Origin of the sequence: Candidatus Nitrosopelagicus brevis (assembly GCF_000812185.1) — an archaeon.
GTDB lineage: Archaea > Thermoproteota > Nitrososphaeria > Nitrososphaerales > Nitrosopumilaceae > Nitrosopelagicus > Nitrosopelagicus brevis.
In genome coordinates this window covers 684,986-708,906 of the sequence record NZ_CP007026.1, presented here as the reverse complement: position 1 = coordinate 708,906, position 23,921 = coordinate 684,986, and the positions used below count along the sequence as shown (strand labels likewise).

Genomic DNA, 23,921 nt, shown 5'->3' with positions numbered 1-23,921 from the left:
TTTCGAATATTTTAATGATTAACTAAATTCAATTTTTTTATATACGGTTGTAAATTTTGTAATCTATTGGATCTTTGGGACTTTATTCCATTCTTTTCCTCAGAAGTCGGCTATCTTGGCCTAGCGTTAGTTAGCTTTTTTGGTTCTTTAATCCCCTTTGTTCCGATTCCATCTTTTATCTTATTAGTTACAATGTCTGTTGGTAATCAATTTGATCTTCATATACTTGCAATAATTGCAGCAGTTACTGCTACTGTTGCAAAACAAATAATCTTCGTAATTAGTTATGGTGGAAGAAAAATTATGTCGGAAAAAACAAAACAACGTATGTTACCATTTCAAAGATTAGTTAAAAAATACGGTGCAGCAGCAGCATTTGTTGCCGCAGCTACCCCGATTCCAGATGATATCATATATGTTCCACTAGGTCTAGCAAAATACAATCCATTACGATTTTTTATCGCAACTTTGACAGGGAAACTTGTTTTATGTTACGCAATTGTTATACTGGCTCATTATTTGAGTGGTCCTGTAATTGATCCAATCTTTGAAATGTTTGGAATTACGGAACCTGAAGATTTGGATGATCCTACGCCAATAATTATTGGTATTGTAGTTTTTGGTGCTGTAATGACTGCCGTAGTTGTATTGATGTTAAGAATGGATTGGAGTCGTATACTTGGACGCTTTCTTCCTTGGACTCTAGAGGATGATGATAAAAATCAAAAATAATCTTTTGGGTTAATACTGAAATTCCATTTTTTCTCCATTGCTTTTGAAATTCCAATTCTTGGTGATTTCTTAATTTTTTTTATTGGTATTCCGTCACTAATGTAAATAATTGAATTTTTTGTTACGTCGATATTATTTTCTTTCATTGAAATATCCATGGCCATTGTTATTTTTGCTGGTCCATTAGTAATTTTACTCAAATCACTAATTCCCCTATTTCTAATCATAGTTTTAATGCCTTCCTGGGGAAAAATCCCTCTAATTAGTACCGCTCCTGCATTTTGTCTTTTGCTTTTTGCTACAACATTTAGCATAAAGTACATTCCATAAGTAAAATAGACGTAAGACATGCCAACTGGACCAAACATTACTTTATTCCTGTCTGTCATTTTTGTTGCTGCATGACTTGCAAGATCATCTTTTCCTCTATATGCTTCTGTTTCTGTAATAATTCCTGATAATTTTTTACCTTTGAATTTTCTAGTTAACGTTTTCCCAATGAGTTCTTTTGCTACTGTTACAGTTTCTCGTTCATAAAATTTTTTATCTAAAATCATTTTCTTTTAATTATTGTAAGAACATCCTCATCAATCAAAACATGCTTTAAGCCTACTCGTTGACCTCCGAATTTCACACTCTTGCCCCAAACTAAACCAAATCTAAAATCTTTTTTTAAATTCCTATGAAGTTTATTACAAACATCTGTTACGGTATTTCCCTTTCTCACTATCAACGGTTCTTTAAAATCAGTTTCCCCTCCTTTTGGTCTAAGATAAACTCGAATAAATTGTAATTCATTGTAAATTCTTTCTTTTAATTCATTGATATTTTTGTTTGAATCTGCAGATGTTGGTATAAAATCCGTTTTTAATTTTTTTGAAACATCTTTTACAAATTTATCATCTACCAGATCAATTTTATTTAAAATTGTAATTGCTTTTGCATATGTCTTATTACCATTTATGAAATCTACTAGTTGCTCTGATTCGATATCTTCTCTAATTACAACTCGTGCACTTGTATATCCATAAATATTGAGAATTTCTTTTAGTAATTTTTCAGACATTTTTTTTAACTTTACTTGTTGTGCTACTGCAATTCCTCCTGTAGTTGATTTTTCAATAACAATATTTGGCGGTGATTGATTCAATCTAATTCCTATATTCCCTAATTCAGTTATCAAAACATCTTCGTGGTAGGGTTGAAAAACATCTAAAACTAATAGCACTATATCTGCACTTCTTGCAACAGAAAGAATTCTTTTTCCTAAACCTTTTCCAGTTGAGGCTCCTTTGATAATTCCTGGTAAATCTAGAACCTGAATTCTTGCACCTCTGTAATTCATTACTCCTGGAACTACTGTTAATGTAGTAAACTGAAATGCACCTACTGCTGATTTTGAGCCTGTTAATCTATTCAATAATGTAGATTTGCCTACGCTCGGCAATCCAATAAAAACTACTGTAGCATCTCCCGTCCTTTTTACATCAAACCCATCTTGTTTTTTAGCACTTTTTTTAACCTGTTCTGCTTCTTGCTCTCTTTTCAATTTTGCAATTTTTGCTTTTAATAATCCGATGTGATGTTCCGTTGCTTTATTCAGCTGTGTTCTATGTATCTCATCTTGAATTGCTTTAATCTTCTCTGGGATTCCCATTGATATCAATTTATTAAAAAATTAACTCAATATCAAAGGTTTCTAACGCTTTACTCATTAATGGTATCTGAATTGAAAAAACATTGGCAAAAAAAGTTCTTGCAGTAGATATTGATGGAACAATTACGCTAAATGGATTTGGAAAAATTCATTTGCAAGCACTAGAAAAATTGAGAAATCTGAAAAATGATGGGCATCATGTAATTTTTGTTACAGGTCGTTCGTCTATTGAGGCATATTTTCTATCTATCTTTGGAGGATTAACATTACTTGGAGTGGGAGAAAATGGTGGTTGCATAACGCATGGTGAAATTATGACTCACAAGATGATTGGAGATAAAAATGAATGTCAAAATGCTTTCTCTTATCTAAAAAAATCACTAGATGAACCAATCAAAGAAAAACCTGTATTCCCTAGACTTACCGAAGTTGTATTAGACAGAACTTTTGATATTAAAAATGCACAAGCGATTTTAGACGAGGAAGGATTCAATGTAGGATTGTTTGATAGTGGATATGCTTATCACATTAATTCTCGTGGAGTTGACAAAGGTTCTGGCCTGATTAAAGCACTTGAAATGCTTAATGCCGATTTGGAAGATACTATTGCATTGGGTGACAGTGAAACTGACGTCCCTATGTTTAGAACTGTCAAAAACAATATTGCGGTAAACAATTCTATTCCTGAATTGAAGGAAATTGCTAAAATTGTAACTACAAAAAATTCAGGTGAAGGTCTATTGGAAGGCTTATCAATGATATCTGATCAATTTCTATAGTAAATGGTATTTCTAGAATTACTTGAAAATATACGAAAGGAGACGTCTGAAATTTTAGATTCTCAAAATTATGATCCTGTCACATTCTCAGTTGAATCTGCAAAACCTGGATTTGGTGACATAACGTGTAATGTTGCATTTTTACTCTCAAAACAGCTCAAAAAAAGCCCCCAAGAGATATCTAAAGAGCTGTCAAAATTATACAAATTTGATGATATCCCACAAATTAAAAATGTTGAATCACATGCCAGTGGGTATCTCAATTTCAATATTGATTACACACAATTCACTAATCTTGTAATCAATTCTTCTCTCCAAGAAAATTATGGTTCACTTGATATTGGACATAATGAAAAAATTGTTGTAGAACATACTTCTGTTAATCCAAACAAAGCTCTACACGTTGGGCATATTCGAAATGTAATCTTAGGTGATATTGTCTCTAAAATTCTAAGAAAAGGAAACTTTGATGTAAAGGTCTTAAATTATGTTGATGATTCTGGTTTACAAGTTGCTGACATCATAGTTGGTTTCACTGAACTTGGATTTTCACAAGAACCTCCTGAAAATGAAAAATTTGATCATTATTGTGGTGATACTGTATATGTTAAAACCACTGAAAAGTATGAAACCGATAAACAATTAGAAGAAAAACGGCATGAAATTCTGAAACAAATTGAAGACAGTTCAAGTACCATTTCAAAAATGGCACAAACAATTACTCGAAAAGTATTAGATGAACAACTAAAAACTGTGTGGAATTTAGGAGTCTTTTATGACTGTCTTAATTTTGAATCTCAAATCATACATTCAAAATTATGGGATAAAATATTTGAGAAATTAAAATCTGAAAACCAAATAAAATATGAAGAAACAGGCGATAATGCTGGATGTTGGGTGATTCCTGCAGAAGGCGAAGATGACAAGATACTAGTTCGTAGCAATGGTGTTGCAACGTATATTGCAAAAGATATTCCATATGCAGCTTGGAAACTAGGTCTTGTTGATGATCCATTTTCTTATAAAATTCACTCCACACAAAAAAATTCTCAAACACTTTATGAGACAACTTTGGATGAAATTTCTGATCATGATGACGATAAACTAAATTTGTCTGGTAACAAAGTGATTACTGTAATTGATAATAGGCAAATTCGTTTACAAAAAATAGTATCTGGTTTGATGGCAAAATTCAAAGAAGAAGGCGCATACACACACCTTGGCTATGAATCTGTCACTTTGAGTGCCGATACTGTAAAATCACTGGGATTATCAGTTGATGGTGAATCTGCACAAATGTCTGGTCGTAAAGGCCTGTATGTGAATGCCGATACAGTGCTTGAAACACTCACAAAACGTGTTTATGATGAATCAAAAAGCAGAAATGAGAATTTGTCTGAATCTGAACTTGAAAATATTGCAAATATTGTGGCAGTTGGAACAATCCGTTATGAAATGATAAAACCTGATTTAGACAAAATCATTACATTTGATTTGAAAAACTCTCTTCGTTTAGAAGGTGATACTTGTAGTTACATACAATATTCATACGCACGTGCATCTAGAATACTTGAAAAAACAGAAACTAAACCTAATTTTGATTCTGGATTTGAATTATTATCTTCTGAATATGAAAAAAATCTCATAAAAAAAATTGCAATGTTTGATGTACAGGTCAATGACTCTGTCAATAACTTTTCGCCTAAAGTGATTGCAAAATATTCCTATGATTTGGCAGTGACCTTTTCTTCATTTTATGAACATGTTAAAGTATTGAAATCTGAAACTCCTGAATTACTAAATGCTAGATTATGTCTTGTTGTGTCGTTCCAAAAAACTCTCAAATCTTCACTAAGTTTACTTGGTATTGATGCACCTGAAAGAATGTAGTTAGTTCTTTTTCTCAACGTTTTTGTATCTTTTAAGCAAAAATGCATGTTGTACTGAATACTTGTTTTCTTTTGCGTCTTTTTTTAGTAATTCTGCATCTTTTAATCTTACACCTTGTGCTGCTAGAAATGCATCATCTTCTCTTCCTAATTTTTTGAACGCTTTTGATTTTTCAATTGAGGCTCTAGAAAAATCGGGCATAATTTGTTGTACAGTATCATAATATGGAATTGATTCTTGATATCGTTCTAAATAACTCAAAGTTACTGCCATATTCATTAACGCATCTACATTTGTTTTATCCAACTCTAACGCTAAATCATACAATGTCAATGCATCCTCATGGTTTCCTGTTTTGTTTAATGCAATACCTTTTGTGACTAACGCATCTACATCTTTATCATTTTTTGATAATAGAATTTCACAACACTCTAAAACTTGATCATGTAATTCAAGCTTCTCTAATGCAAGCATTTTATTTTTCACTGCATGTTCTTCATTTGGGTCTTTTTCTAATGCCTTGTCAGAACATTTGATGGAATCTTCATATGCGCCTACAATATAGTATGCTGTGCTTAGATTTTGCAATGCAATAGGGTCATTTGGGTCTTTTTCAAGTAATTTTTGACAAAATTCTATAGCTGCATCAAATTTTTTTGCATCAAATAATTTCTTTAATTCTGTAACTGGATCAAGTAATGGTATATCCTTCATTGTAATCTCATTATACCTCGTGAATTTTTATACTATATCTTTTGATAAATTGTATGGACACTCGTATCAACATCGCTGTAATAGTTGGTGTTGTATTTGTTTTAGCCTTTGCTGTAACTTTAACCCAATATGAAAATCAAGCTGTATCTCAAGACGCTGAATTTGAAATAAGTGATGAGCTAATGACTCACTGGATAGAAAAATACGATCCTTCACAAAATACCATTTCAGTTTCAGGTAGTGCAACTGCTTCTTCAGAACCCGATACATTAATTGTTGTTCTTGGTGTTGACTCTGAAGCAAAAACTGCAAATGAATCTTTGTCTCAAAATTCTAACTCATTAAACGCAGTAATCTCATCATTAACTAATTCTGGAATATCTGAAGACGACATTCAAACATCGAATTTTAGAATCTATCCGTTATATGATTTTTCAGATTCAAAAGATAAACAAATTCTAATTGGTTATCGTGTATCCAACATGCTGTCCATTCAAACTGATAAGATTGATTCGGCTGGAAACGTAATTGATATTGCAGTGTCTTCTGGTGCAAACCGTGTTGATAATGTTTCATTTCAACTTTCAGATGAAAAATCCCAAAAAATTAGTGATGATTTAATTTCCAATGCTATACTTGATGCAACACAAAAAGCAGAAAAAGCACTTGTGCCATTGAAGCAACAAATTGTTGGAGTAAAGTCTGTAATTATCCACGACAATGCCATGCCATTTTATGACAGTCCTATGAGATCTTCATTTGCTGGAATGGCAATGGAGTCTTCAATGAAATCTGCACCAATTATGTCTGGTGATGAAGAAATTAGAACTGATGTAAGTGTAGTTTTCTACATTGCACAGAAATAATTATTCTCCTTGACCTTCAATCTTAGTTAGTGTCAAGGTAGAGCGAATTTTCTCAATTTTACGTATTTTCCATGTGATAGTTTCTCGAATTTTATCAACTGATTCTGATGACACTTTTGCTATTATGTCATATGCACCAAATGTCCCATGAACTTCTTCGATGTCATCAAATGTTTTCAATTCTGAAATAATGTGTTCTTCTGAACCTAATTCACAATTTATTAAAACAAATGCTTGAGCCATGGTACCAATACGTTCTCATTGCAGTTAAATTTTCTTTCCTAAATCTAATATACCTCATGATCTTCTGTCCTCCTTACAATGTATGAAAATTTATGGTTAATTCCATTGGGATTTGCAGCCGGCGTATTGGGTTCTATTGTAGGACTAGGCGGTGGAATAATTGCAGTACCTGCAATGACATTTGCTGGATTTCCTCCTGCATTGGCAGCAAGTAACAGTCTTTTTGCAGCATTTAGTAATTCTGTTGCCTCTACTGTATCTTATGCACGTCAAAAACGTGTTGAATTTGGAATTGGAATAAAACTTGGATTGATGTGTATTCCTGGCACGATTTTAGGTGCATTTGTCTCTGATATGATGACTCCTGTTACATTCCAAATTCTATTTGCATTTGTATTGATAGCATCTGCTGTTTACATATTCATCAAACGTGCAATCGATGAAAAACCATACAACAAAACTGCTTTAATGATGATTTTTTCTGCAGGTGCTAGCTTCTTTGCAGGAATTATTTCCAGTTTATTTGGTATTGGTGGTGGAATTATCTTTGTACCATTAATGGTTATTGGAATAGGAATTCCAATGAGAAGGGCTGCACCTACTGCCCAATTAATCTTGATGTTTGCATCTCTTAGTGGTCTTTTAGTTCATTCTGCATTAGGCCATCCTGATTACTTACAAGCCTTTTTCTTAGCAGTTGGTGCATTTGGTGGAGGTCTACTTGGCGCCAGATTATCATTAGAAATCAAAGAAAGAAAATTAAAAATTCTTGTAACAATAGTTCTTTTAGCAGCTGCTGTAAAACTAATTATCGATTCGATGGAGGCTCTTTTTTAATTCTATAGAGATTTTTCTTTGAGGTTAAAACTAATTCTCCATCTTCAAATGTAGCCTCAAAATCCACGCTAATCAAACCATATTCATCATCGATATCTCTTTTATCTGAAATTGTATACTTGAGTCGTAAGACTTGATCAGTATATACCGGTCGGACAAATCTGGTTTGTCTATTTTTCCATTCTTCATCTCCGTCAATTCCATACAACACAATATAATTTCCATAAATCTGTCTTAATCTTGTAAACTCTCCCTCCATTCGTGAAATAATTGCTCTTCCAGAAATTACTCGGTTCTCGTCTTTTCCTGAATCAATCTCAAACATTGCATTTTTTATTCTTGAAAAACCCAGATATTCATCTAATTCTTTTTTTGAAATACTTGTAGTCGAAACAAAGGAATTTCCTACCTTTATTGTTTTGAATTTTTCCATTTTTTATCTAGATTCATCAGGACAGAAAATTACTTCTGCACTAGATTTTGAATCATCAGATATTAGATAATTCACCGTGTCTGTAATTCTGGCATTGTTTGGCTCTTTACCGTCTACTGTTCCTGCTAATACTAGGAATGTTCTGACATTTGATTTCAAAACATCACTTAGTTCTTGGTTAATTGTCGTTGCAAATGGTCTTAGCGCTCCTCTGAAAACTTCTACTTTGGCTCTTTCTCCGCCTCCTATTTTCTTTCCATGTGGGAGGTCTGGACCAATTATTACGATACGTCCTTTTGCATCTTTGAAAAGTCTAGGATCCTCCGAACCATTAGGAACAAAAATTCCCATTGCGTTTTGACTAACAGTAGCTGGAATATTGATGAATTTGTCTGTTAACTCATCCCATTCACTTCTAGATAATTCTGTTAATTTTGAAATTGTTGGAACTTTGCCGGTAATGTGTATGAATACTTCAATGTCTCCTTTTGATTTAGCTGTGTTGAACCATCTTGTAATTTCTTCATTATTTGAAAAATCTATTACATGTGAATGGAATTTATTTCCAATTGAATCTTGAATCTCTTTTGAACACTTGTCTGAAATGAAACAAATTGCTTGACCTCCGTTAGCTTGTACGTTAGTTGCAATTTCTTCAGCTTTCTTTGCATCTTCTTCATCAGTTGCATCAATTGTTAGTACTGCAATTTTTGATGAATAATCATATTGTTTTACAGTCTCAGGTACTGATGTAATATGTGATCTTACTGGATAGAAAACTCTGTCTCCTGGAATAATTTTTCCATTTAGAATTTTTGCTTGTTGATCATCTGATAATGTTAGAACTGTTGTTGCAACTTGATCTTGTGATAGGAATTGTTGATCAGCAATCATTGTTGATGTATTTTTTTGAATTTTCTCAGCAATACTTTGTACTTTATTGAGTAAATTTGTAAATGTTGATTCTTGTTTTCCTAATTTTTCTGCTGCAGCTTTAATTCCATTCTTGATTGTATCCTCATCTTCACCAAGTAATCCTACAATCTCTTTATTTGCAGCCTCAACTTCTGCAGGTGTTAAATCTTCAAATCCGCTTACTCTGAGAAATTCAGATGCAGCTTTTGGATATACCGTTTTGTAAATTCTATCTGAATGCACTGGGCCTGGATTTGTTCCAATCGAAATAATTCCTTTTTCTGTTAATTCCCAAGACATTGCTTCAACTAATCTATTCTTTGCACCTTGTGATGCGGTATACGGGCCTCTGAATCTGTATGGTCTTTGCTCTAATGGTCTTTCTTCAGCAAAGAATGTTGAAATTGTAATAATCTTGCCGCCTTCTTTCATTACCTTTAATGCTTGTACGGAAGTCCAAAATGTTCCAGTTAGATGTATGTCGACTGTACTTCTAAAATCTTCTAATGGTGCATGTGGGAAACATGTGACTGGTCCTGAAACTCCTGCATTATTTACAATTACATCTATGTTGATACCTTCATTTTTTAAAGCATCAAACATCTCTGTAACTGATTTCTCATCACTGACATCTACTCCTGAAAATATCTTTACAAATCCTTTTGAGTTTTTTTCATTGATGATTTTTGTTAGCATTTCTGATGTACTATCAAGGGGTTCCTTTCTTCTGCCTAAAATGACGACGCTGGCTCCATTTTCTACGAATTTCTTTGCAACCGTCATTCCGATGCCGGTTCCACTGCCTGTGATTAAAACAACTTTATTTTCGAACTTCAATCTGACAAAAAATTTGTCAGAATTGCAATATTAATTGCTTGTCACTCAAGAATTATCTTTATTTGAGGGTAATCTTGAAGATAGCTAATGCATGATACAGAACCTGATACATTTGTTATTCAATCAATGCCTGAAAAATTTTCCGAGATGCTAAAAGAGATCGCAGTAGATTCAACTCCAAAAGAAATTGCAACTGATGATGTTGAAAATGATGATTATTACAGTAGAGTGTTTTCACAAACCACTCGAATGGTTACAAACAAGGGCTGTCTTGATGTCACTGGAACTAACATTGACGTCATTCAGATAATACAGAAGGGATAACTATGCAAGATCCAAATCCACTTCCTTGGGGTGCACAAGACCGTTTTCAGGCTCATTTTATTGTCAGAAAGCAAGCAGAAAAATCTGTAGACCTTACCGCCAGAACCATTCTAAAAACCTCCGGACATTTCGGTTCAAAAAAGGTCACCAAAGTTGAATGGCAAGGTGGAAAAATTGCTGATACTTTAAACGCCGATACCGTATTGAATGATCTTATTGCACAGCAATCTGTAGATGATGCAACAATTACTATTGATCCTACTTCAAAAGGCGTCAGAATCTATGGAAAATGGAAAAATAGTTTTGAATTTAATGTATCAAAGGTTCAATTCGAAATATTTGATAAAATCGCTGGTCACATCAAGAGCTTCTAAGCTTTCCACCAATCAAGTGCAACATAATCAACTTTATCCTTTCCAGATGGAATTGCTAAAATGAATTGTTTCTTAACACTTGATGCTAATCTTCCTGCTAAAACAATGTCTGTTGATGTCATATTCTCATTTCTGTTGTAAACTTGAACTAAAAATGGTGCGTGATCAATTCCTGGTCCTTTTTGATATACTGCAAAGTCACATCCAAATTTTATACCTGGATTTACAATATACCCTTTATCTCTAAAATCTTTGTACACTTGAAATTTTTTTTCAAAGTTGTGGTGTTGCTCTTGACAAATATCAAGCATTTTTTTAGTTGTAATTTTCTTTTTATTTTTATAGATTTGAATTTTCGATTTACTCATTAAATAATATCCTTCAATTAAATCTAAAATTAATGGAACATTAATTTCATCTAATTTTGGTTTTGGAATTCCAATAGGTTTCCCATAGTAACCTTGACCAAATAATTTTTTAGAATCATCTAAATTCCATACAATCAAACGATTTTCTAGTAATTCTGTTTTCAAAACTATAAACTCAATGCCAAAAGAATGAATGAATCTGATACTTCTTGGCATTTGTCTGCCATTTCTTCAATTCCTTCTATTGTATCTTTCATCAATAGCATTTCACTTGTAGTAGAAATTTCAAGTGCTTTCAATACCATCTTTCGATATTTGATATCAATTTCTCTTTCTAGTTTTTGTGTATCTTGTGCTAATTCAATTGATTTTGCAGAATCTGAATTTAGACTTCTAATAATTTCATTTAATTTGTAAATCTCATCTACTACTAATTCAATTAATTCTGTTAGGTCTCCATCAAGTTTTGATGATTTTAGTGTGCTTGCTTTGATATTTGATAATTTGAATGCAATTCCTGTGATATATCCTGCAATCTCATCCATGGTATAAGCCGTATTTAGCAAATTTTCACGATTTAAGATTAGACCGCCTACGTCTGCAACGTCTCTTGTAATTTTCCTTCTTAAACTCTCAACTTCTTCCTCTAATGATGTAATTTGCTCCATTGCATCTTTAATTCCAGCTTTGTCTTTTTTTACAATTAATTCTGGTAATTGTGAAAGGCTTCTTCCTGCATTTAATATCCTGTTTATCTCATCTTGTAAAACAGCAACTGCTTTTCGCTTTGCTTGTACTTCTAATTCCCCACTGTACATAACAAGTAGCATAACTTTCGTACTGAATATTAAGGCTTGGTTAAATGAATTTAAGTCACTCTTGATTTTCTGTCTTTTTTTGGACTTTGTATAATGCGATAACTTCTTCGTCTGTTGATGCATCTTCTGAATTTTTCTCAGTTCTAATTTTCCCTGTAAATTTTGGAAATCGTAATGCTAATCCTGTACCTTCTTTAATTTTATCCAACGCAGTTTTATGGATTGGGCTTTGTGTAATTTCTGATGCGACTATCTCTATAACTAATTCTGGTTCAAACCACACGTCTGCCTCCATTTCACTAACTATTCTTGGATTTTTTTTCAGAGTGACTTTAGGTGAAAGAATTTGGTATAATTGATCTAAACTTTCATCTGTAAATCCTGTTCCAACTTTACAAATACTTGGAAAAACATCTTCTTCATCATTGTAAGTAGATAGTAACAGTGTTCCATACTTGCCGGTTCTTCGACCTTTACCAAAAAATGCACCAACGACTACTAAATCAAGACTATCTCCTAATTCATTCTGATATTCTCTTTTAAGCTTCAACCAGTTACTTCCTCTAATTCCTGCTCGATACGTCGAATCCAGATGTTTCAACATTAATCCCTCACATCCTGAATTTATTGAATTTTCTAAAACTTCTAGAACTTGTTCTTTGCTTTCTATAATTGACATTGGAATTAGTCTGGCAAAATCATCTTGTTTGATAATTTTCTCCAACAACTCTCTTCTTTCTTCATATCTCATATCCATGCAATTTTTCCCCTCAGAAAATAACACATCAAAGAAATTAACCGTAATAGGATATTTTGTTACAGCCTCTTCAATTTCATATTTTCTTCTTCTATGCATTAATTCTTGAAATGGTAAAAAATCTCCTGAATTTGAATTCATTGCAACTACTTCTGCTTCCAAAATCACATCTTCTGAAATAATTAGTTTTGAAATTTTTTCAACTATGTCTGGATAATATGATGTAATTATTTCTAAACTCCTAGAAAAAATTTCTATCTTATCTTTTTGTTTATGTATCTGTGCCCTCTCTCCATCTAATTTGTATTCTGCAGCAAACTTTTCTTGAAATTTTTCAACTGTTTCTTCTCCGCTCTTTATTCTATCTGCTAGCATTGGTCTAATTGGACTGAATAATTTAATTTGAAATTTTTCAATCTCTTCAACTCCTCTAGTTGAAATAACTTCTGCAACTTTTCCTAAATCGCTTGAGACATTGTATGCATTTTCAATAATTTCTCTATTTTCTTTTTTTCCGGTAAATGCAATTGCTAATGCATCCATGACTGTATTTTCTGCAATACCTAGGCGTAGCGTTCCTAGTAAAATCTTCAAAATAAATTTTGATTCTTGAGGAGTTGCATCATTTAGCATACTTGAAACATACTTCATTTTCATTTCCTGCGAGCCCTTTCCCTCTAATTTTGAAATTTTGAATAGTGTATCGTAAACCTTCTCTAACGTTATCACTTCTGATGCAAATGTTGTTTGAATTTTTTGCTGTAAAATATTTTCTGCAGTTTGTCCTAAATCCCCACCTTTGTTATAATCGTCTTCAATTTTTTTTAATGGTATTCCTGATGATTTTGACATTGCTCTCATCACAAGTTTCTCTGCGATACCAAGTTCAACACCCTCAAAGTTTGGTCTCAGTTTTCCTTGTATCAAATAGATGGCTTTTGCAATTACATCTTCTGGAATTTCTTGTATTAGTTTGACAAGAATGTCGGTTAACTCGAGTCTTTTGGTAGTTGCTTCCATTTGTTGGAATGCATCTGAAATAATTGAAAATTTCATGTATTGTTTTAGTTTTGTTTGTTTATTTGATTAACTTTTGTTCTAGATGTATCGGAACATGACTTTTTTTCGATCCTTTTTTACGTCTGATACTAGCGCAAAATTGTTTAATGGATATGCCTCTTTGTACTGTTTCATGAAACTCCATGCCACATCGTGATTTCTAAATTCTGTTCGTATACCTGGCAAAACTGTTTCTTTTCCATCAATATCAAATACTACTATTGAGTAGTGTTTTGGTCTATTGTGTGGTCTTGCTTTTAGAAACCATGCGACAGCAAATGCAAATGCTGCAAATATGATAAATCCTGCTCCTATGTCTTTGAACACTGGCCAGAAAAGATCTGGAATTGTCTGTCCGAATAGTTGAACTACAATATGTGAAAATGTCAATATTGCTGCAACTGTCATTGCAATTTTTGTTACACTTTGAGATAAGAATGAAAATTGAAATTCATATTTTGAAATCATGGATTAACTACGACAACAATTGATTTAATCTTTGCTTAAAATATCTAAGATCTCTAGTCTGGATCTTCGTAATTTTCTTTTCTTTCACTAGTATCTGATTTTGAGTCCATTGGAACCATTTTTTCTTTTAGTCCTGTCATGACATCTTTGTATCCTTCTGCATATTCTAATTCATCTGGAACAAGTGTTGCTGGATGAATGAATCCTTGACTTCTTATTGCTAGTGCTTTGATTGTTGCTTGTTCTCTTACATAATCCCAGTCCGGTGTTGAGAATCCATCAAATGGACCTGTAAACTTTCCATCATGCATACTGAATACTAGTGATTGTACGATTGGAATACAGAAATTAATTGTTGCAGCAGAGTTTAGTTTAACAGGCATTAGAGGCATGTTGTGACTTCCTCTTGTGTTTCCTGCAACATAATGTGGATTGTTAAAAACACTTCCTGCTTCTTCTGTTGCTGGGAACATTTTTTGTGTTCTTACAATACAAACTGGATCATCTTTTCCAACATAAGTTCCTGCAATGTTGTGCAGTCTATCTGTCGATGCATCCATGATTGGTTCTCCATCTTTTGTAGTAATTGATGAAATAACATATCTTCCCGGATACATTAACGCAGCTTCTAAAACTGGTTTATCTTGCCATAATGATAATTTTGCAATGGTTGCCTCTTCTACATCCATTATGTGAAAGTCAACTCCTTTTGCAAGTGATTTGTTTACAATTAATCCTGTGTTACTTAATGCGTCTACAAATAATCTATACATTGGATAGTTGAAACATCCTGGCTCAGTTTTGTCTGCTGCAAAAACTGTAAATGCTTCGTTAGGTCTTTCTTCAAATTCTAATTCTGCTACTCCTGGTCCCATTCCTTTTACATTTCCTGAAAAAGAATCTTTTAACAAATCTTGACCTGCACCATATAGCCCTTCATTCTTTGCGACTGCAGTTCCTGCAACAAACGCGTCATATGCTAACTTGTGAATTTTTTCATTATCCACTCCATGTGTATGACTCATGACAATGTGTACGTCGTCTCCACAATATCCGATATAATGATCAATCAATAGATCTGATGATGCGTTAACAGTATCTCTAACTGCTTGAATCAAATTGTCGCTAGGTCTTGTATGTCCTCCAATACCTCCGACATCTGCTTTGATTACTGATACTGTAATTTTCATACTAACGATTTTTTCTTCTTTGATTTATAGTATATGTTAAGACCGCAAATTTCTGTGATCTAAAAATTTCAAAAAAAGATAGAAAAAAATGCAAAAAATCAAAATGATTATAAAGACCATATAATGAGAATTTCTCATGGCAGACAAACCACACCTGAACATGATTATCACAGGACACATTGATAATGGTAAGTCCACAACAATGGGTCACTTTTTGATGGATCTTGGTGTAGTTGACCAAAGAACAATTGATGCTCATGCTGCTGAATCTGAGAAAACTGGAAAGGGTGATACCTTCAAGTATGCTTGGGTTATGGATAACATCAAAGACGAAAGAGAAAGAGGTATTACTATTGACCTTGCTTTCCAAAAATTCGAAACCCCAAAATTCAATTATACATTAATCGACGCTCCTGGACACAGAGACTTTATCAAAAACATGATTACTGGTGCTTCAGAAGCTGATTGTGCAGTTCTTGTATTGTCTGCAAAACCTGGTGAAACTGATACCGCAATTGCACCTGGTGGACAAGCACGTGAACATGCTTTCTTACTAAAAACACTCGGTGTAGGTCAAATTATTGTTGCAATTAACAAAATGGATGATAGTAACTTTGCTGAAGATGCATACAAAGCAGCAGTAGAGAAAGGTAAAGGACTAATCAAATCATGTGGTTACAAACCAGATGAAGTACCATTCATCCCAGTATCTGGATGGAAAGGTGACAACCTAGTTAAAAAATCTGAAAACATGGGTTGGTATTCCGGTAAAACACTTTTAGAAGCATTTGATGATTTCACTGCTCCTGAAAAACCAACAGGTAAACCATTAAGACTTCCAATTCAAGATGTTTATTCAATCACTGGTGTAGGAACCGTTCCAGTAGGACGTGTCGAAACCGGATTGATGAAACCAGGACAAAAAATTGTAGTTATGCCATCTGGCGCACAAGGTGAGATTAAATCTATTGAATCCCATCATGCAGAACTTCCAAGTGCTGAAGCAGGTGATAACATTGGTTTCAACTTGAGAGGAATTGAAAAGAAAGATATCAAACGTGGAGATGTTTTGGGAACTCCTGACGCACCTCCAGCAGTAGCAAAAGAATTCAAAGCACAAATTATCGTTATTCATCATCCAACTGCAATCGCACCAGGTTACACACCTGTAATGCATGCTCACACAGCACAAGTTGCAGCAACAATCACCGAGTTCCTAGGAAAAATTAATCCACAGACTGGTGCAATGGATGAAGAAAATCCAAAATTCCTTAAAGTTGGTGATTCTGCAATTGTCAAAATTAGACCTGTAAGACCAACACCAATTGAAACTTTCCAAGAATTCCCTGAAATGGGCAGATTTGCATTAAGAGACATGGGTGCAACAATTGCAGCCGGTGTTGTAAAAGAAATTACAGAAGCACACACACCTTAGAGAAAGAGTCATTATGGCTCAAAATGCTCGCATTAAACTAACCAGTACAAGTCTTTTGAAGCTCGGTGGCGTATGTGATGAAATTATGGGCATTGGTAAAAAAACTGGTGTCAAAGTAAAAGGTCCAACTCCACTTCCTGTTAAACGTCTTAATGTTGTCACTAGAAAATCCCCATGTGGAAGCGGAACTGAAACATATGAAAAATGGGAAATGCGTATGCACAGACGAATTATTGATCTTAATGCTGACGATAAGGCAATAAGACAACTAATGCGTCTAAAAATCCCTGATGACGTCTACATCGAGTTATCTCTAAAATAACTTAGCCTTTTATTATGGAGTCTGTGATTAGCAACATGTCTGAAGAGAATTTTGAAGAATCATTTTCTCAAGAAAAATTTGATGTATTTTACAAATGTATGAGATGTGGTCATGAAACTGCTTTGGAAGAATTAGCAAGACTTCCTGAAATTAAGTGCATTTGTGGTTTCAGAGTATTTACTAAGAAAAGACCTGGCCTGGTCAGAAACGTAAACGCTATCTAAATTCTATCCTTTTTGTAACTATGTTTTCTTTGTAAATGAGTTCTCATATCTTCCATATTGGAAAAATTTTCTCCGCATTCCTTACAATCGTAAGGTAAATCTTTGAAATGTGTAATCTGAAGATGTTGCATTAATTCTTCTTGACTCTTAAATTTTAAATCACATTTCTCACATGGAATTTTTGCAAAAAATTTCATTTCAACTATTTTTTGCTTTTTGTTCGTCCCAGCATACCCTACATAGCTGGCCTTTGATTTTCCATTCTGGTTTTGGGTTATATCTGATAAATCCCATTTTTTTATTACATAAAACACAAAATTCTTTTTTTGTCTTAAAATCCGCCTCTTTATTATCAAAGCATGTCTTACAAAGTAATCCTTTCATGTCCCATTGCCATCTTGGTTCCCATAAATCAGTAATCTTACTTTGTTTTCCACAAACTACGCATTTTGCTTTGATGTTTGAATCATAAGATTCCTTCATCTTATCCATATAGCAATCTCCACAAAGTGGTGATTCTACATACCATTCTTTTTTTGCCTTGTGCTTGTGTTTGGTTTCCTTTTTACAAACTGTGCAAATGGCAGGTTTTTTGCTAAACAATCCCATACTGAATGATAAAATGGAGATCTAATTAAATTATAAAATGAGAAAAAGAGTTTCTTGGTTTAGAGTTCTGATAGTAATTTTTCCAAACCTTGACTAGAGTTTAGCATGCCTTTTTTCTTGGCAATTTCTTCGATCTTTTTGTATTGCTCGTTAGTAAAGCATACTGGCATTGAACGTTTATCCATATTCATTGAATTTTCCTTTTTGTTTTAAACCTTGCTTATTTTTTCAGTTATATTATGTACGTATGATATTATGGTATGGCAAAGATGCGTCAGATCTTAATTATTGGAAATAATGACAACGGCTGTACTCCTGAACTTGAAAAAACTGCGTATGATGCAGGAAAACATGTAGCAGAATCAAACTCTGTTTTGATCACTGGAGGATTAGGAGGTGTGATGAAGGCTGCATCTCACGGTGCAAAAGACGGTGGAGGCTTAACAATTGGAATTATTCCCCAAGATGATGCTTCTCTTGCAAATGAGTTCTGTGATATTGTAATTCCTTCTGGAATGGGATTATCTAGAGACTTTCTAAATGCATTATCTGCAGATGGTGTAATAGTTGTAGGTGGTGGCTCTGGTACTTTATCAGAAATTTGTGCCGCATACATGTACAAAAAACCAATTGCAACTATCAAAAATTCTGGTGGAATGGCCACCAAATACGCTGATCAATATTTAGATCATAGAGAAAATGTAAAAATCATTGGATTTGATTCTCCAAAAGATGCAGTTGATTATATTTTAGAACAAACTAAATCATAGATTCTAAAAGTGGGTCTGGTTTGTAAAATTCACCATGTTCTTCTGCTAATTTGTTTAATTCATCTACGATGTTTTTGATACCAATTTCTTTTGCAGTTTCAAATAATGGTTTTTTCAATCCCAATCCAAGTTTACATGCTTTTTCAATTTCTTCAATGTCACTTGCGCCATTTGTAATTAACCAAGCTGCATTGTTTAGAATATTGGCAACAAGTTGAATAGGATTACATTTCTCAGCTAATTCTTCAGATAATTCTACTCTTTCATATTTGTCATCTGAGTATTTGTAATAGCCCTCTCCTGATTTTTGACCTAATTTTTTCTCATCAAACATTTTTTCTACTGTTTTATGTGGATTGATTACTTTTTTATCTCGTAGATGCATCTCGACTGTTGCTTTATGGATTACATCCATTCCTGTAAAGTCTGCTAATTCAAAAATTCCCATTGGAAAACCTAACTTGAATTTCACTGCAGAATCTATCTCTTCTAAAGTTGCATTAGTTCTATCTTGTAGATAACACGCTTCGTGAACCATTGGAATGAATAATCTATTGATGATAAATCCTGGTACATCTTTTCTACATAACACGGCTTGTTTATTTACTGATTTTACAAATTCTTGTGTCAATTCTGTTATCTCTTGTGCTGTTTTTTCACCAGGAATAACTTCAACTAATTTCATTAATTGTGGTGGGTTGAAGAAATGAATCCCAATAAATTTCTCAGGTCTACTTGTTGTATTTGCAATTTCTGTGATTGGTAATGTGCTTGTATTTGATGCAAAGATTACTTCTGGTTTTGCAGCCTTGTCTAATTCTGCATAAACCTGTTTTTTCAGATCCATTATTTCTGGCACCACTTCTATTACCATTTCAGCATCCTTGACTGCTTCATTCAAATCTACTATTGGTGTAATTCTTGAATAAATTCCATCTGCCTCTTCTTTTGAAATTTTTTCCTTTGTGACCATTTTATCTAAACTCCATTTGATTTTCTCCATGGCTTTATCAAGAAATTCTTGTTTGATGTCTCGTAATACTACATTATATCCGGCTGTTGCTGAAACTTGGGCAATTCCATGTCCCATGACTCCTGAACCTAAAACTGTGATGTTTTTTACTGTCACGCACCCTCTTTGAAAAACCATTATATCAATCTAGTTTGAAATATCTACATGGGATTATTTGGTAAGAAAAAGAAAGATGATAAGAAAACCAATACCATCTGCAAAGTTTGTGACCTGGAATTACATCAACCTGAAAGATTAGAACGACACATGAAAAAAGCACATGGCAATGTCCCTGAGAAAAAACCTGAATTCAGCACCAAAGGTGGAGTTGAACAAGGCGGTATGTGGTAAAATTATTAATACAAAATTTCTGTGATTAAACATTGGAATTATCTGACGGTCAAAAATATGCAATAGTTTTCTTGGGATCTTTGGCAGTTGCGGGTATTATTCTTGGTACGCTTGTATTTCCATTTTGGAACTTTATTCGTGAAGATATTACTGAAGAAGTTGAAATTTTTCAGTCTGCTGATGGCAATTGTTATGTTGATACTATTGACGGAATCCCAAAAACCATTGAAAACTGTAATCTTAAACCTGGGACCCAGGTAACCATAATGTATGGTCATGGACTTCCTTGGGCAAAAATTGTAACTCCTGGTGAATAATATGGATTGTATTTTTTGCAAAATAGTTACAAAAGAAATTCCTACAAAAATTTTATACGAAGATGATGATACCATGTCATTTCTTGATGCATTTCCTGTTGCAAAAGGACACACCTTGGTAATTCCAAAAAAACACCATGCAAAAATCCAAGATTTACCTTCTGATGTAAATCAAAAATTGTTCAATACCGTACATAAAATGACTCCTAAAGTTGATTCACTCCAAGGTTCAACTCTTGTGGCCATTCATAATGGAAAAGATAGTGGTCAGGAAATTCCTCATGTTCATGTTCATTTGATACCTCGTAGCAATACTGATTCTGCTGGTCCTGTACATTCAATGTTTAAAGATAAAATTGATTTATCTGATTCTGAAATTGATTCGCTTTACAATCAGTTGAAGATTATCTAATATGGATAGATTCTTTGATTTTCATCTAGATTATCTACGATTATTGCTTTTGTAGGGCATGTTTCTGCAGCATTAATTATTTTTTGATTCTTTGCACCTTTTTTATTATAAACTCTAGATTTTGGATTTGATTTTGTATTTTTATCAATTGTAAAGACTCCTGGTGCAATCATCTCGCAACTACAACATCCGATACATAGACTTTGATCAACATCAACTTTTAATTCAAATTCTTTTCGTTTCTTTGGAAATCCTCTATCTTCTGGCTGTTTATCTGTCTGTTCGTTAACTGTTTTTTCATATTTATCCCAGAATTCACTTTCATATCTTTTCCACCATTCCTCATTTGCTTCAAAATCTTTTGTATATTTGCCCCAATCCGCTTCAGGTGTTTTACTCTCTCCATCTTTTCCCCATTTAGTTCTCTTGTAGAATTTTCTACTTGTTTGGGTATAATCTGATTCTTCTGTAGCTTTTTCTGGTTTTTGTCTTGAAGAATGTTTATTTTGATTTTTCAAAAAATGATATGCTTCTGTGATTATCTTAAATTTTTTTTCACTTTCTGAATTTTTGTTCTTATCTGGATGATGTTGAAGTGCTAATTTTCTGTATGCATATTTGACTTCTTCAAAATCTGAATTACTGTTAATTTCCAAAGTTTTGTAGGCTTGGCTTGAATTCATTGTTTTACATTACTTCCAATATGTTAAAAACATGCTCTATTCTGTGACTTCATCTTCTTGTTTCCACGCTGGATCTACTATACAAAGTGCAATCAGATCTCCCTCTCCATTGTTCTCTATGAATTGTTTAGACATTGGCGGAACAAAGATTGTTTCATTTTTCTTCACTACTTTTTGTTCTTCTTCAATATGCATAATCCCACTTCCTTGCAAAATATAGTAAATTTCACTTGTCTTCATTTTATGTGGTTTTGAACTATTGCCTGGGGCTATTGTACAGTGTGCCAAACTATATCGAGTTGTATTGGCTGTGTCTTCGGGAGAAAAAATTTGTCTAATCTGTGTCCCCTCATGTCCTGAGAATGCATCTATATTTTCAATTTCTTTAGTATTCATTTTATGGTAATTGTTCAGTTACGATTGTTTTAAAATCTGATTCATACCAAATTGTTTTTGGTTCTGATTTTTTCTTTGGAAATGAGTTTATTGCAACATGTGCAAAATCTTCACTTTTCTTTGTAGAACCATGTGTGTGTAATCTTTTTGCAGGAATATGTACACAATCACCTTTATTCAGATTCATACTTTCTAATTTTTTTATTTTAAAATTTTTTGTTCCTGTACCAATTTTTTTGTACATAACTAAGCTACCTTTACCTTTAGTAACTATCAGTGTCTGTCCTGCATCATGAAAATGGAGTTTTGTACGTGCTCCATTTTTGAATGTTACATGATAAATTTTCTCTGTACTTGGCTTAATTTTGGCTGAAATGTCTTTTGCAGCAATTTTTCCTGTAAAATAATTCACTTTAGCTTTTTTACTTGGTATGCCTGATTTTGTAAAGAGATTCTCTTTTTGCATATAATGAGTGATTTAGTGAGGTATAAGAGTCATAGTTTAACAGGATTTAAAAATAGACAAATCAATTGTATGTAGTTCATATGGCAAAAAATGATACAAAAATAAAAGTAATTTCATTGAAACCATTACTTGATTTGGATGCTGCTGAAGAAATGGTTGATTCAAGAAAAGTAAAAACATTTCAAACTTTACTTCACAAACCTAAAAAAAGTGATGTACATTTACATTCTCTTACATTACATTATGAATCAATTCTTCTTTTGTCTGGGAAATATTCTGTTGATTTTATTCGTGATGCAGATCATACCTTACATGTTGATAAGGATGTTCAAGAAATAATAATTTCTGATGAAGTTTTTCCTGTTAAAAAGAAACGCGGTGTTTTGAGTAAACTGGAACCGTCCTTCAAAAATAAAATTAAAATACAAATGCAGGAGCGTGTTATGCTTGAAAACGATGCTGATGTTTCATTTGATCATCATGGAAAAGCAATGAATCTTTCATATCGTGACACATTGAAATTATTGGATAAACATCCTAAAAAGACAATCAATGACGATAAAGATTCTATTCGTCGACCTGAAATCACTATTGAGGCTGCAAAGTTAAAACTCATTGCAAAATTAAAAAAACCTGCAGATGCCGGAATAAAATCTTCTGAAGAAACTTTTGAATTTCGGGATATTTTAGAAATCTATGTTCCTATCTATGAAGCACGATTGATCGGTCCTAAAAAAAGAGTCAAAATATTAAGAATTGATGCTGTTAGGAAAAAGATCCTCTAATCATTTTACCATTCTTTGAAATTCTGGGTCATCATAAAATTTCTGAAAAACTTTTTCTTTTCTTGCCCATAGCTTGATTGCCTTTGACTGTTTTATTGCGAGATTCAACAAATCAAACGCTTCATTCACTTCATTCATTGCAGCTTTGCTCCTAGCTTTGGCATAAACCACATTCACATTGCCCTTGTGTTTATCTAAAATTTTATCAAAAACCTCTATTGCTTTTTCATGTCTTTCTAATTCTGCTAATTCTATTCCTTTATGAAAAAATGAATCAAGGTGTTGCGGATTTGCTCTATGAACACTTTCAAAACAATTCAATGCAAGTTCATGCTTTCCCATTTTACCTAAAACAATTCCTTTGTAAAATCTTGGATTTGGTTTCTTTGGATCTTTCTCAATTGCCTCATCCAAAACTTTCAGCGATTCATCATGTTCAAGTTTCTTATCCAATAAAACTCCCTTATTGTAATATGCAGGAGCATAGCTTGAATCTGCTTTAATTGCTTTTTCATAATATTCCATTGCTCCTTCTGGGTCTCCAAGTTCTGCCATTGCAATGCCTCTATTATTCAGCGCAGCTGCATCATTTGGATTTCTTTGTGTTATCATATCAAAGCATGTTATTGCATCTGCATATTTTTTTAATTGATTTAATGCCAAACCCTGATTATACCATGCGTTAACATTTTCTGGATCAATTTTTGTTACTTTTTTGAATAATGAGACTGCTGCTTTTGGCTGATTTTTTTCTAAAAATGTCATTGCTTGATACATCAAGTCTTCCGGGTCTTCCTTTTTTCCAAACAATCCCATATTTTTTTAATATTATTCCTGCTTATAGCAATTACACTGTTTTGTCTTGTGGCGTATGCATC

Annotated in this window: 34 protein-coding genes; 15 read left to right on the top strand and 19 right to left on the bottom strand. The window is 33.3% G+C overall.

The annotated features are described in order from the left end of the window. Positions 1-66 precede the first annotated feature (66 nt). Entirely contained in the window at positions 67-732 is a 666-nt protein-coding gene (locus T478_RS04330; protein ID WP_048105468.1) for a YqaA family protein, read from the top strand. Here the strand turns inward: T478_RS04330 and T478_RS04325 are convergent. Together T478_RS04325 and T478_RS04320 are read right to left on the bottom strand one after the other, a co-directional pair. Then, positions 723-1,289 carry a DNA-3-methyladenine glycosylase gene (locus T478_RS04325; protein ID WP_048105467.1) on the bottom strand — a complete coding sequence of 189 codons (567 nt, stop codon included), beginning with the start codon at positions 1,287-1,289 and terminating at the stop codon, positions 723-725. The two genes, T478_RS04330 and T478_RS04325, sit on opposite strands and share 10 nt — an antisense overlap. Next, positions 1,286-2,389, bottom strand: coding sequence for an OBG GTPase family GTP-binding protein (locus tag T478_RS04320; protein ID WP_048105466.1), 1,104 nt, complete (start codon positions 2,387-2,389; stop codon positions 1,286-1,288). Before T478_RS04320 ends, T478_RS04325 begins: the two co-directional genes overlap by 4 nt. Before the next feature lie 83 nt (positions 2,390-2,472). Between T478_RS04320 and T478_RS04315 the strand changes: the two genes are divergently transcribed. Together T478_RS04315 and T478_RS04310 are read left to right on the top strand one after the other, a co-directional pair. Then, entirely contained in the window at positions 2,473-3,168 is a 696-nt protein-coding gene (locus tag T478_RS04315) for a phosphoglycolate phosphatase (protein ID WP_082008728.1), read from the top strand. 3 nt (positions 3,169-3,171) lie between these two features. Beyond that, positions 3,172-5,058: an arginine--tRNA ligase gene (locus tag T478_RS04310; RefSeq protein ID WP_048105464.1), complete on the top strand. Its 1,887-nt coding sequence runs from the start codon at positions 3,172-3,174 to the stop codon at positions 5,056-5,058. Here the strand turns inward: T478_RS04310 and T478_RS04305 are convergent, their stop codons facing one another. Further along, entirely contained in the window at positions 5,059-5,772 is a 714-nt protein-coding gene (locus T478_RS04305; protein WP_048105463.1) for a tetratricopeptide repeat protein, read from the bottom strand. A gap of 53 nt (positions 5,773-5,825) precedes the next feature. On the opposite strand from T478_RS04305, the gene T478_RS04300 reads away from it, so the two are divergent. Further along, complete coding sequence (locus T478_RS04300) at positions 5,826-6,638, top strand: SIMPL domain-containing protein (protein ID WP_052433879.1); 813 nt, start codon at positions 5,826-5,828, stop codon at positions 6,636-6,638. Here T478_RS04300 and T478_RS04295 read toward each other — a convergent pair whose 3' ends face one another. Then, positions 6,639-6,881 (bottom strand): Lrp/AsnC ligand binding domain-containing protein, encoded by a 243-nt coding sequence (locus T478_RS04295; protein WP_048105462.1) that lies wholly within the window; start codon positions 6,879-6,881, stop codon positions 6,639-6,641. Positions 6,882-6,959: 78 nt separating this feature from the next. On the opposite strand from T478_RS04295, the gene T478_RS04290 reads away from it, so the two are divergent. Next, positions 6,960-7,718 carry a sulfite exporter TauE/SafE family protein gene (locus T478_RS04290; RefSeq protein ID WP_048105461.1) on the top strand — a complete coding sequence of 253 codons (759 nt, stop codon included), beginning with the start codon at positions 6,960-6,962 and terminating at the stop codon, positions 7,716-7,718. On the opposite strand, the gene T478_RS04285 is transcribed toward T478_RS04290, so the two are convergent. Together T478_RS04285 and T478_RS04280 are read right to left on the bottom strand one after the other, a co-directional pair. Beyond that, the gene (locus tag T478_RS04285; RefSeq protein ID WP_048105460.1) at positions 7,690-8,151 is read right to left on the bottom strand and encodes a hotdog family protein; all 462 of its coding nucleotides are present in this window, start codon (positions 8,149-8,151) and stop codon (positions 7,690-7,692) included. The genes T478_RS04290 and T478_RS04285 overlap by 29 nt on opposite strands. Before the next feature lie 3 nt (positions 8,152-8,154). Next, complete coding sequence (locus T478_RS04280; RefSeq protein ID WP_048106919.1) at positions 8,155-9,849, bottom strand: SDR family oxidoreductase; 1,695 nt, start codon at positions 9,847-9,849, stop codon at positions 8,155-8,157. A 141-nt stretch (positions 9,850-9,990) separates the two neighbouring features. Here T478_RS04280 and T478_RS04275 point away from each other — a divergent pair, with 141 nt between their 5' ends. Both T478_RS04275 and T478_RS04270 read left to right on the top strand, forming a co-directional pair. Continuing rightward, the gene (locus T478_RS04275; protein WP_048105459.1) at positions 9,991-10,227 is read left to right on the top strand and encodes a hypothetical protein; all 237 of its coding nucleotides are present in this window, start codon (positions 9,991-9,993) and stop codon (positions 10,225-10,227) included. A gap of 2 nt (positions 10,228-10,229) precedes the next feature. Beyond that, complete coding sequence (locus T478_RS04270) at positions 10,230-10,601, top strand: hypothetical protein (RefSeq protein WP_048105458.1); 372 nt, start codon at positions 10,230-10,232, stop codon at positions 10,599-10,601. Here T478_RS04270 and endA read toward each other — a convergent pair. From endA to T478_RS04245, 5 genes are read right to left on the bottom strand one after another with little or no spacing between them, the layout of a single operon-like run. Beyond that, complete coding sequence (gene endA, locus T478_RS04265; RefSeq protein ID WP_048105457.1) at positions 10,598-11,134, bottom strand: tRNA-intron lyase; 537 nt, start codon at positions 11,132-11,134, stop codon at positions 10,598-10,600. The two genes, T478_RS04270 and endA, sit on opposite strands and share 4 nt — an antisense overlap. Positions 11,135-11,136: 2 nt before the next feature. Next, complete coding sequence (locus tag T478_RS04260; RefSeq protein ID WP_048105456.1) at positions 11,137-11,787, bottom strand: DUF47 domain-containing protein; 651 nt, start codon at positions 11,785-11,787, stop codon at positions 11,137-11,139. Between the two features lie 55 nt (positions 11,788-11,842). Continuing rightward, the gene (locus T478_RS04255; RefSeq protein ID WP_048105455.1) at positions 11,843-13,600 is read right to left on the bottom strand and encodes an ATP-dependent DNA ligase; all 1,758 of its coding nucleotides are present in this window, start codon (positions 13,598-13,600) and stop codon (positions 11,843-11,845) included. Positions 13,601-13,642: 42 nt separating this feature from the next. Next, positions 13,643-14,071 (bottom strand): hypothetical protein, encoded by a 429-nt coding sequence (locus T478_RS04250; protein WP_238573542.1) that lies wholly within the window; start codon positions 14,069-14,071, stop codon positions 13,643-13,645. A 53-nt stretch (positions 14,072-14,124) separates the two neighbouring features. Then, positions 14,125-15,261 carry a fructose-1,6-bisphosphatase gene (locus tag T478_RS04245; RefSeq protein WP_048105454.1) on the bottom strand — a complete coding sequence of 379 codons (1,137 nt, stop codon included), beginning with the start codon at positions 15,259-15,261 and terminating at the stop codon, positions 14,125-14,127. Positions 15,262-15,397: 136 nt separating this feature from the next. Between T478_RS04245 and tuf the strand changes: the two genes are divergently transcribed. The 3 genes from tuf to T478_RS04230 are packed head-to-tail and all read left to right on the top strand — an operon-like array spanning position 15,398 to position 17,242. After that, on the top strand, positions 15,398-16,696 hold the full coding sequence (tuf, locus tag T478_RS04240; protein ID WP_048105453.1) for a translation elongation factor EF-1 subunit alpha: 1,299 nt from the start codon (positions 15,398-15,400) through the stop codon (positions 16,694-16,696). A gap of 13 nt (positions 16,697-16,709) precedes the next feature. Then, positions 16,710-17,018 carry a 30S ribosomal protein S10 gene (gene rpsJ, locus T478_RS04235; protein WP_048105452.1) on the top strand — a complete coding sequence of 103 codons (309 nt, stop codon included), beginning with the start codon at positions 16,710-16,712 and terminating at the stop codon, positions 17,016-17,018. A 35-nt stretch (positions 17,019-17,053) separates the two neighbouring features. Continuing rightward, complete coding sequence (locus tag T478_RS04230; protein WP_048105451.1) at positions 17,054-17,242, top strand: TFIIB-type zinc ribbon-containing protein; 189 nt, start codon at positions 17,054-17,056, stop codon at positions 17,240-17,242. On the opposite strand, the gene T478_RS04225 is transcribed toward T478_RS04230, so the two are convergent. The 3 genes from T478_RS04225 to T478_RS07875 are packed head-to-tail and all read right to left on the bottom strand — an operon-like array spanning position 17,239 to position 18,036. Beyond that, the gene (locus tag T478_RS04225; RefSeq protein ID WP_048105450.1) at positions 17,239-17,439 is read right to left on the bottom strand and encodes a C2H2-type zinc finger protein; all 201 of its coding nucleotides are present in this window, start codon (positions 17,437-17,439) and stop codon (positions 17,239-17,241) included. The genes T478_RS04230 and T478_RS04225 overlap by 4 nt on opposite strands. 1 nt (position 17,440) lies before the next feature. Beyond that, a complete protein-coding gene (locus tag T478_RS04220) occupies positions 17,441-17,851 on the bottom strand; it encodes a hypothetical protein (protein WP_048105449.1) in 411 nt (136 codons plus the stop codon). 59 nt (positions 17,852-17,910) lie between these two features. Continuing rightward, on the bottom strand, positions 17,911-18,036 hold the full coding sequence (locus tag T478_RS07875; RefSeq protein ID WP_256378787.1) for a hypothetical protein: 126 nt from the start codon (positions 18,034-18,036) through the stop codon (positions 17,911-17,913). A gap of 75 nt (positions 18,037-18,111) precedes the next feature. Here T478_RS07875 and T478_RS04215 point away from each other — a divergent pair, with 75 nt between their 5' ends. Next, positions 18,112-18,621: a TIGR00725 family protein gene (locus T478_RS04215; RefSeq protein ID WP_048105448.1), complete on the top strand. Its 510-nt coding sequence runs from the start codon at positions 18,112-18,114 to the stop codon at positions 18,619-18,621. On the opposite strand, the gene T478_RS04210 is transcribed toward T478_RS04215, so the two are convergent. Further along, positions 18,611-19,750 (bottom strand): 3-hydroxyacyl-CoA dehydrogenase, encoded by a 1,140-nt coding sequence (locus T478_RS04210; RefSeq protein WP_048106914.1) that lies wholly within the window; start codon positions 19,748-19,750, stop codon positions 18,611-18,613. The two genes, T478_RS04215 and T478_RS04210, sit on opposite strands and share 11 nt — an antisense overlap. A gap of 48 nt (positions 19,751-19,798) precedes the next feature. Here T478_RS04210 and T478_RS04205 point away from each other — a divergent pair, with 48 nt between their 5' ends. The 3 genes from T478_RS04205 to T478_RS04195 are packed head-to-tail and all read left to right on the top strand — an operon-like array spanning position 19,799 to position 20,713. Further along, a complete protein-coding gene (locus T478_RS04205) occupies positions 19,799-19,984 on the top strand; it encodes a hypothetical protein (protein ID WP_048105447.1) in 186 nt (61 codons plus the stop codon). 32 nt (positions 19,985-20,016) lie between these two features. Continuing rightward, the gene (locus T478_RS04200) at positions 20,017-20,301 is read left to right on the top strand and encodes a hypothetical protein (protein ID WP_048105446.1); all 285 of its coding nucleotides are present in this window, start codon (positions 20,017-20,019) and stop codon (positions 20,299-20,301) included. Between the two features lies 1 nt (position 20,302). After that, entirely contained in the window at positions 20,303-20,713 is a 411-nt protein-coding gene (locus tag T478_RS04195; RefSeq protein ID WP_048105445.1) for an HIT family protein, read from the top strand. Here the strand turns inward: T478_RS04195 and T478_RS04190 are convergent. Genes T478_RS04190 through T478_RS04180 form a run of 3 tightly spaced genes read right to left on the bottom strand, consistent with a single transcriptional unit; the run spans position 20,710 to position 22,258 of the window. Further along, positions 20,710-21,396 carry a DnaJ domain-containing protein gene (locus T478_RS04190; RefSeq protein WP_048105444.1) on the bottom strand — a complete coding sequence of 229 codons (687 nt, stop codon included), beginning with the start codon at positions 21,394-21,396 and terminating at the stop codon, positions 20,710-20,712. The two genes, T478_RS04195 and T478_RS04190, sit on opposite strands and share 4 nt — an antisense overlap. Before the next feature lie 36 nt (positions 21,397-21,432). Further along, positions 21,433-21,792: a cupin domain-containing protein gene (locus tag T478_RS04185; protein WP_048105443.1), complete on the bottom strand. Its 360-nt coding sequence runs from the start codon at positions 21,790-21,792 to the stop codon at positions 21,433-21,435. Position 21,793: 1 nt separating this feature from the next. Continuing rightward, on the bottom strand, positions 21,794-22,258 hold the full coding sequence (locus T478_RS04180) for a cupin domain-containing protein (protein ID WP_048105442.1): 465 nt from the start codon (positions 22,256-22,258) through the stop codon (positions 21,794-21,796). Between the two features lie 80 nt (positions 22,259-22,338). On the opposite strand from T478_RS04180, the gene T478_RS04175 reads away from it, so the two are divergent. Beyond that, positions 22,339-23,043: a hypothetical protein gene (locus tag T478_RS04175; protein ID WP_048105441.1), complete on the top strand. Its 705-nt coding sequence runs from the start codon at positions 22,339-22,341 to the stop codon at positions 23,041-23,043. Here T478_RS04175 and T478_RS04170 read toward each other — a convergent pair whose 3' ends face one another. Further along, positions 23,044-23,859 carry a tetratricopeptide repeat protein gene (locus T478_RS04170; protein ID WP_048105440.1) on the bottom strand — a complete coding sequence of 272 codons (816 nt, stop codon included), beginning with the start codon at positions 23,857-23,859 and terminating at the stop codon, positions 23,044-23,046. Positions 23,860-23,921: the final 62 nt, after the last annotated feature.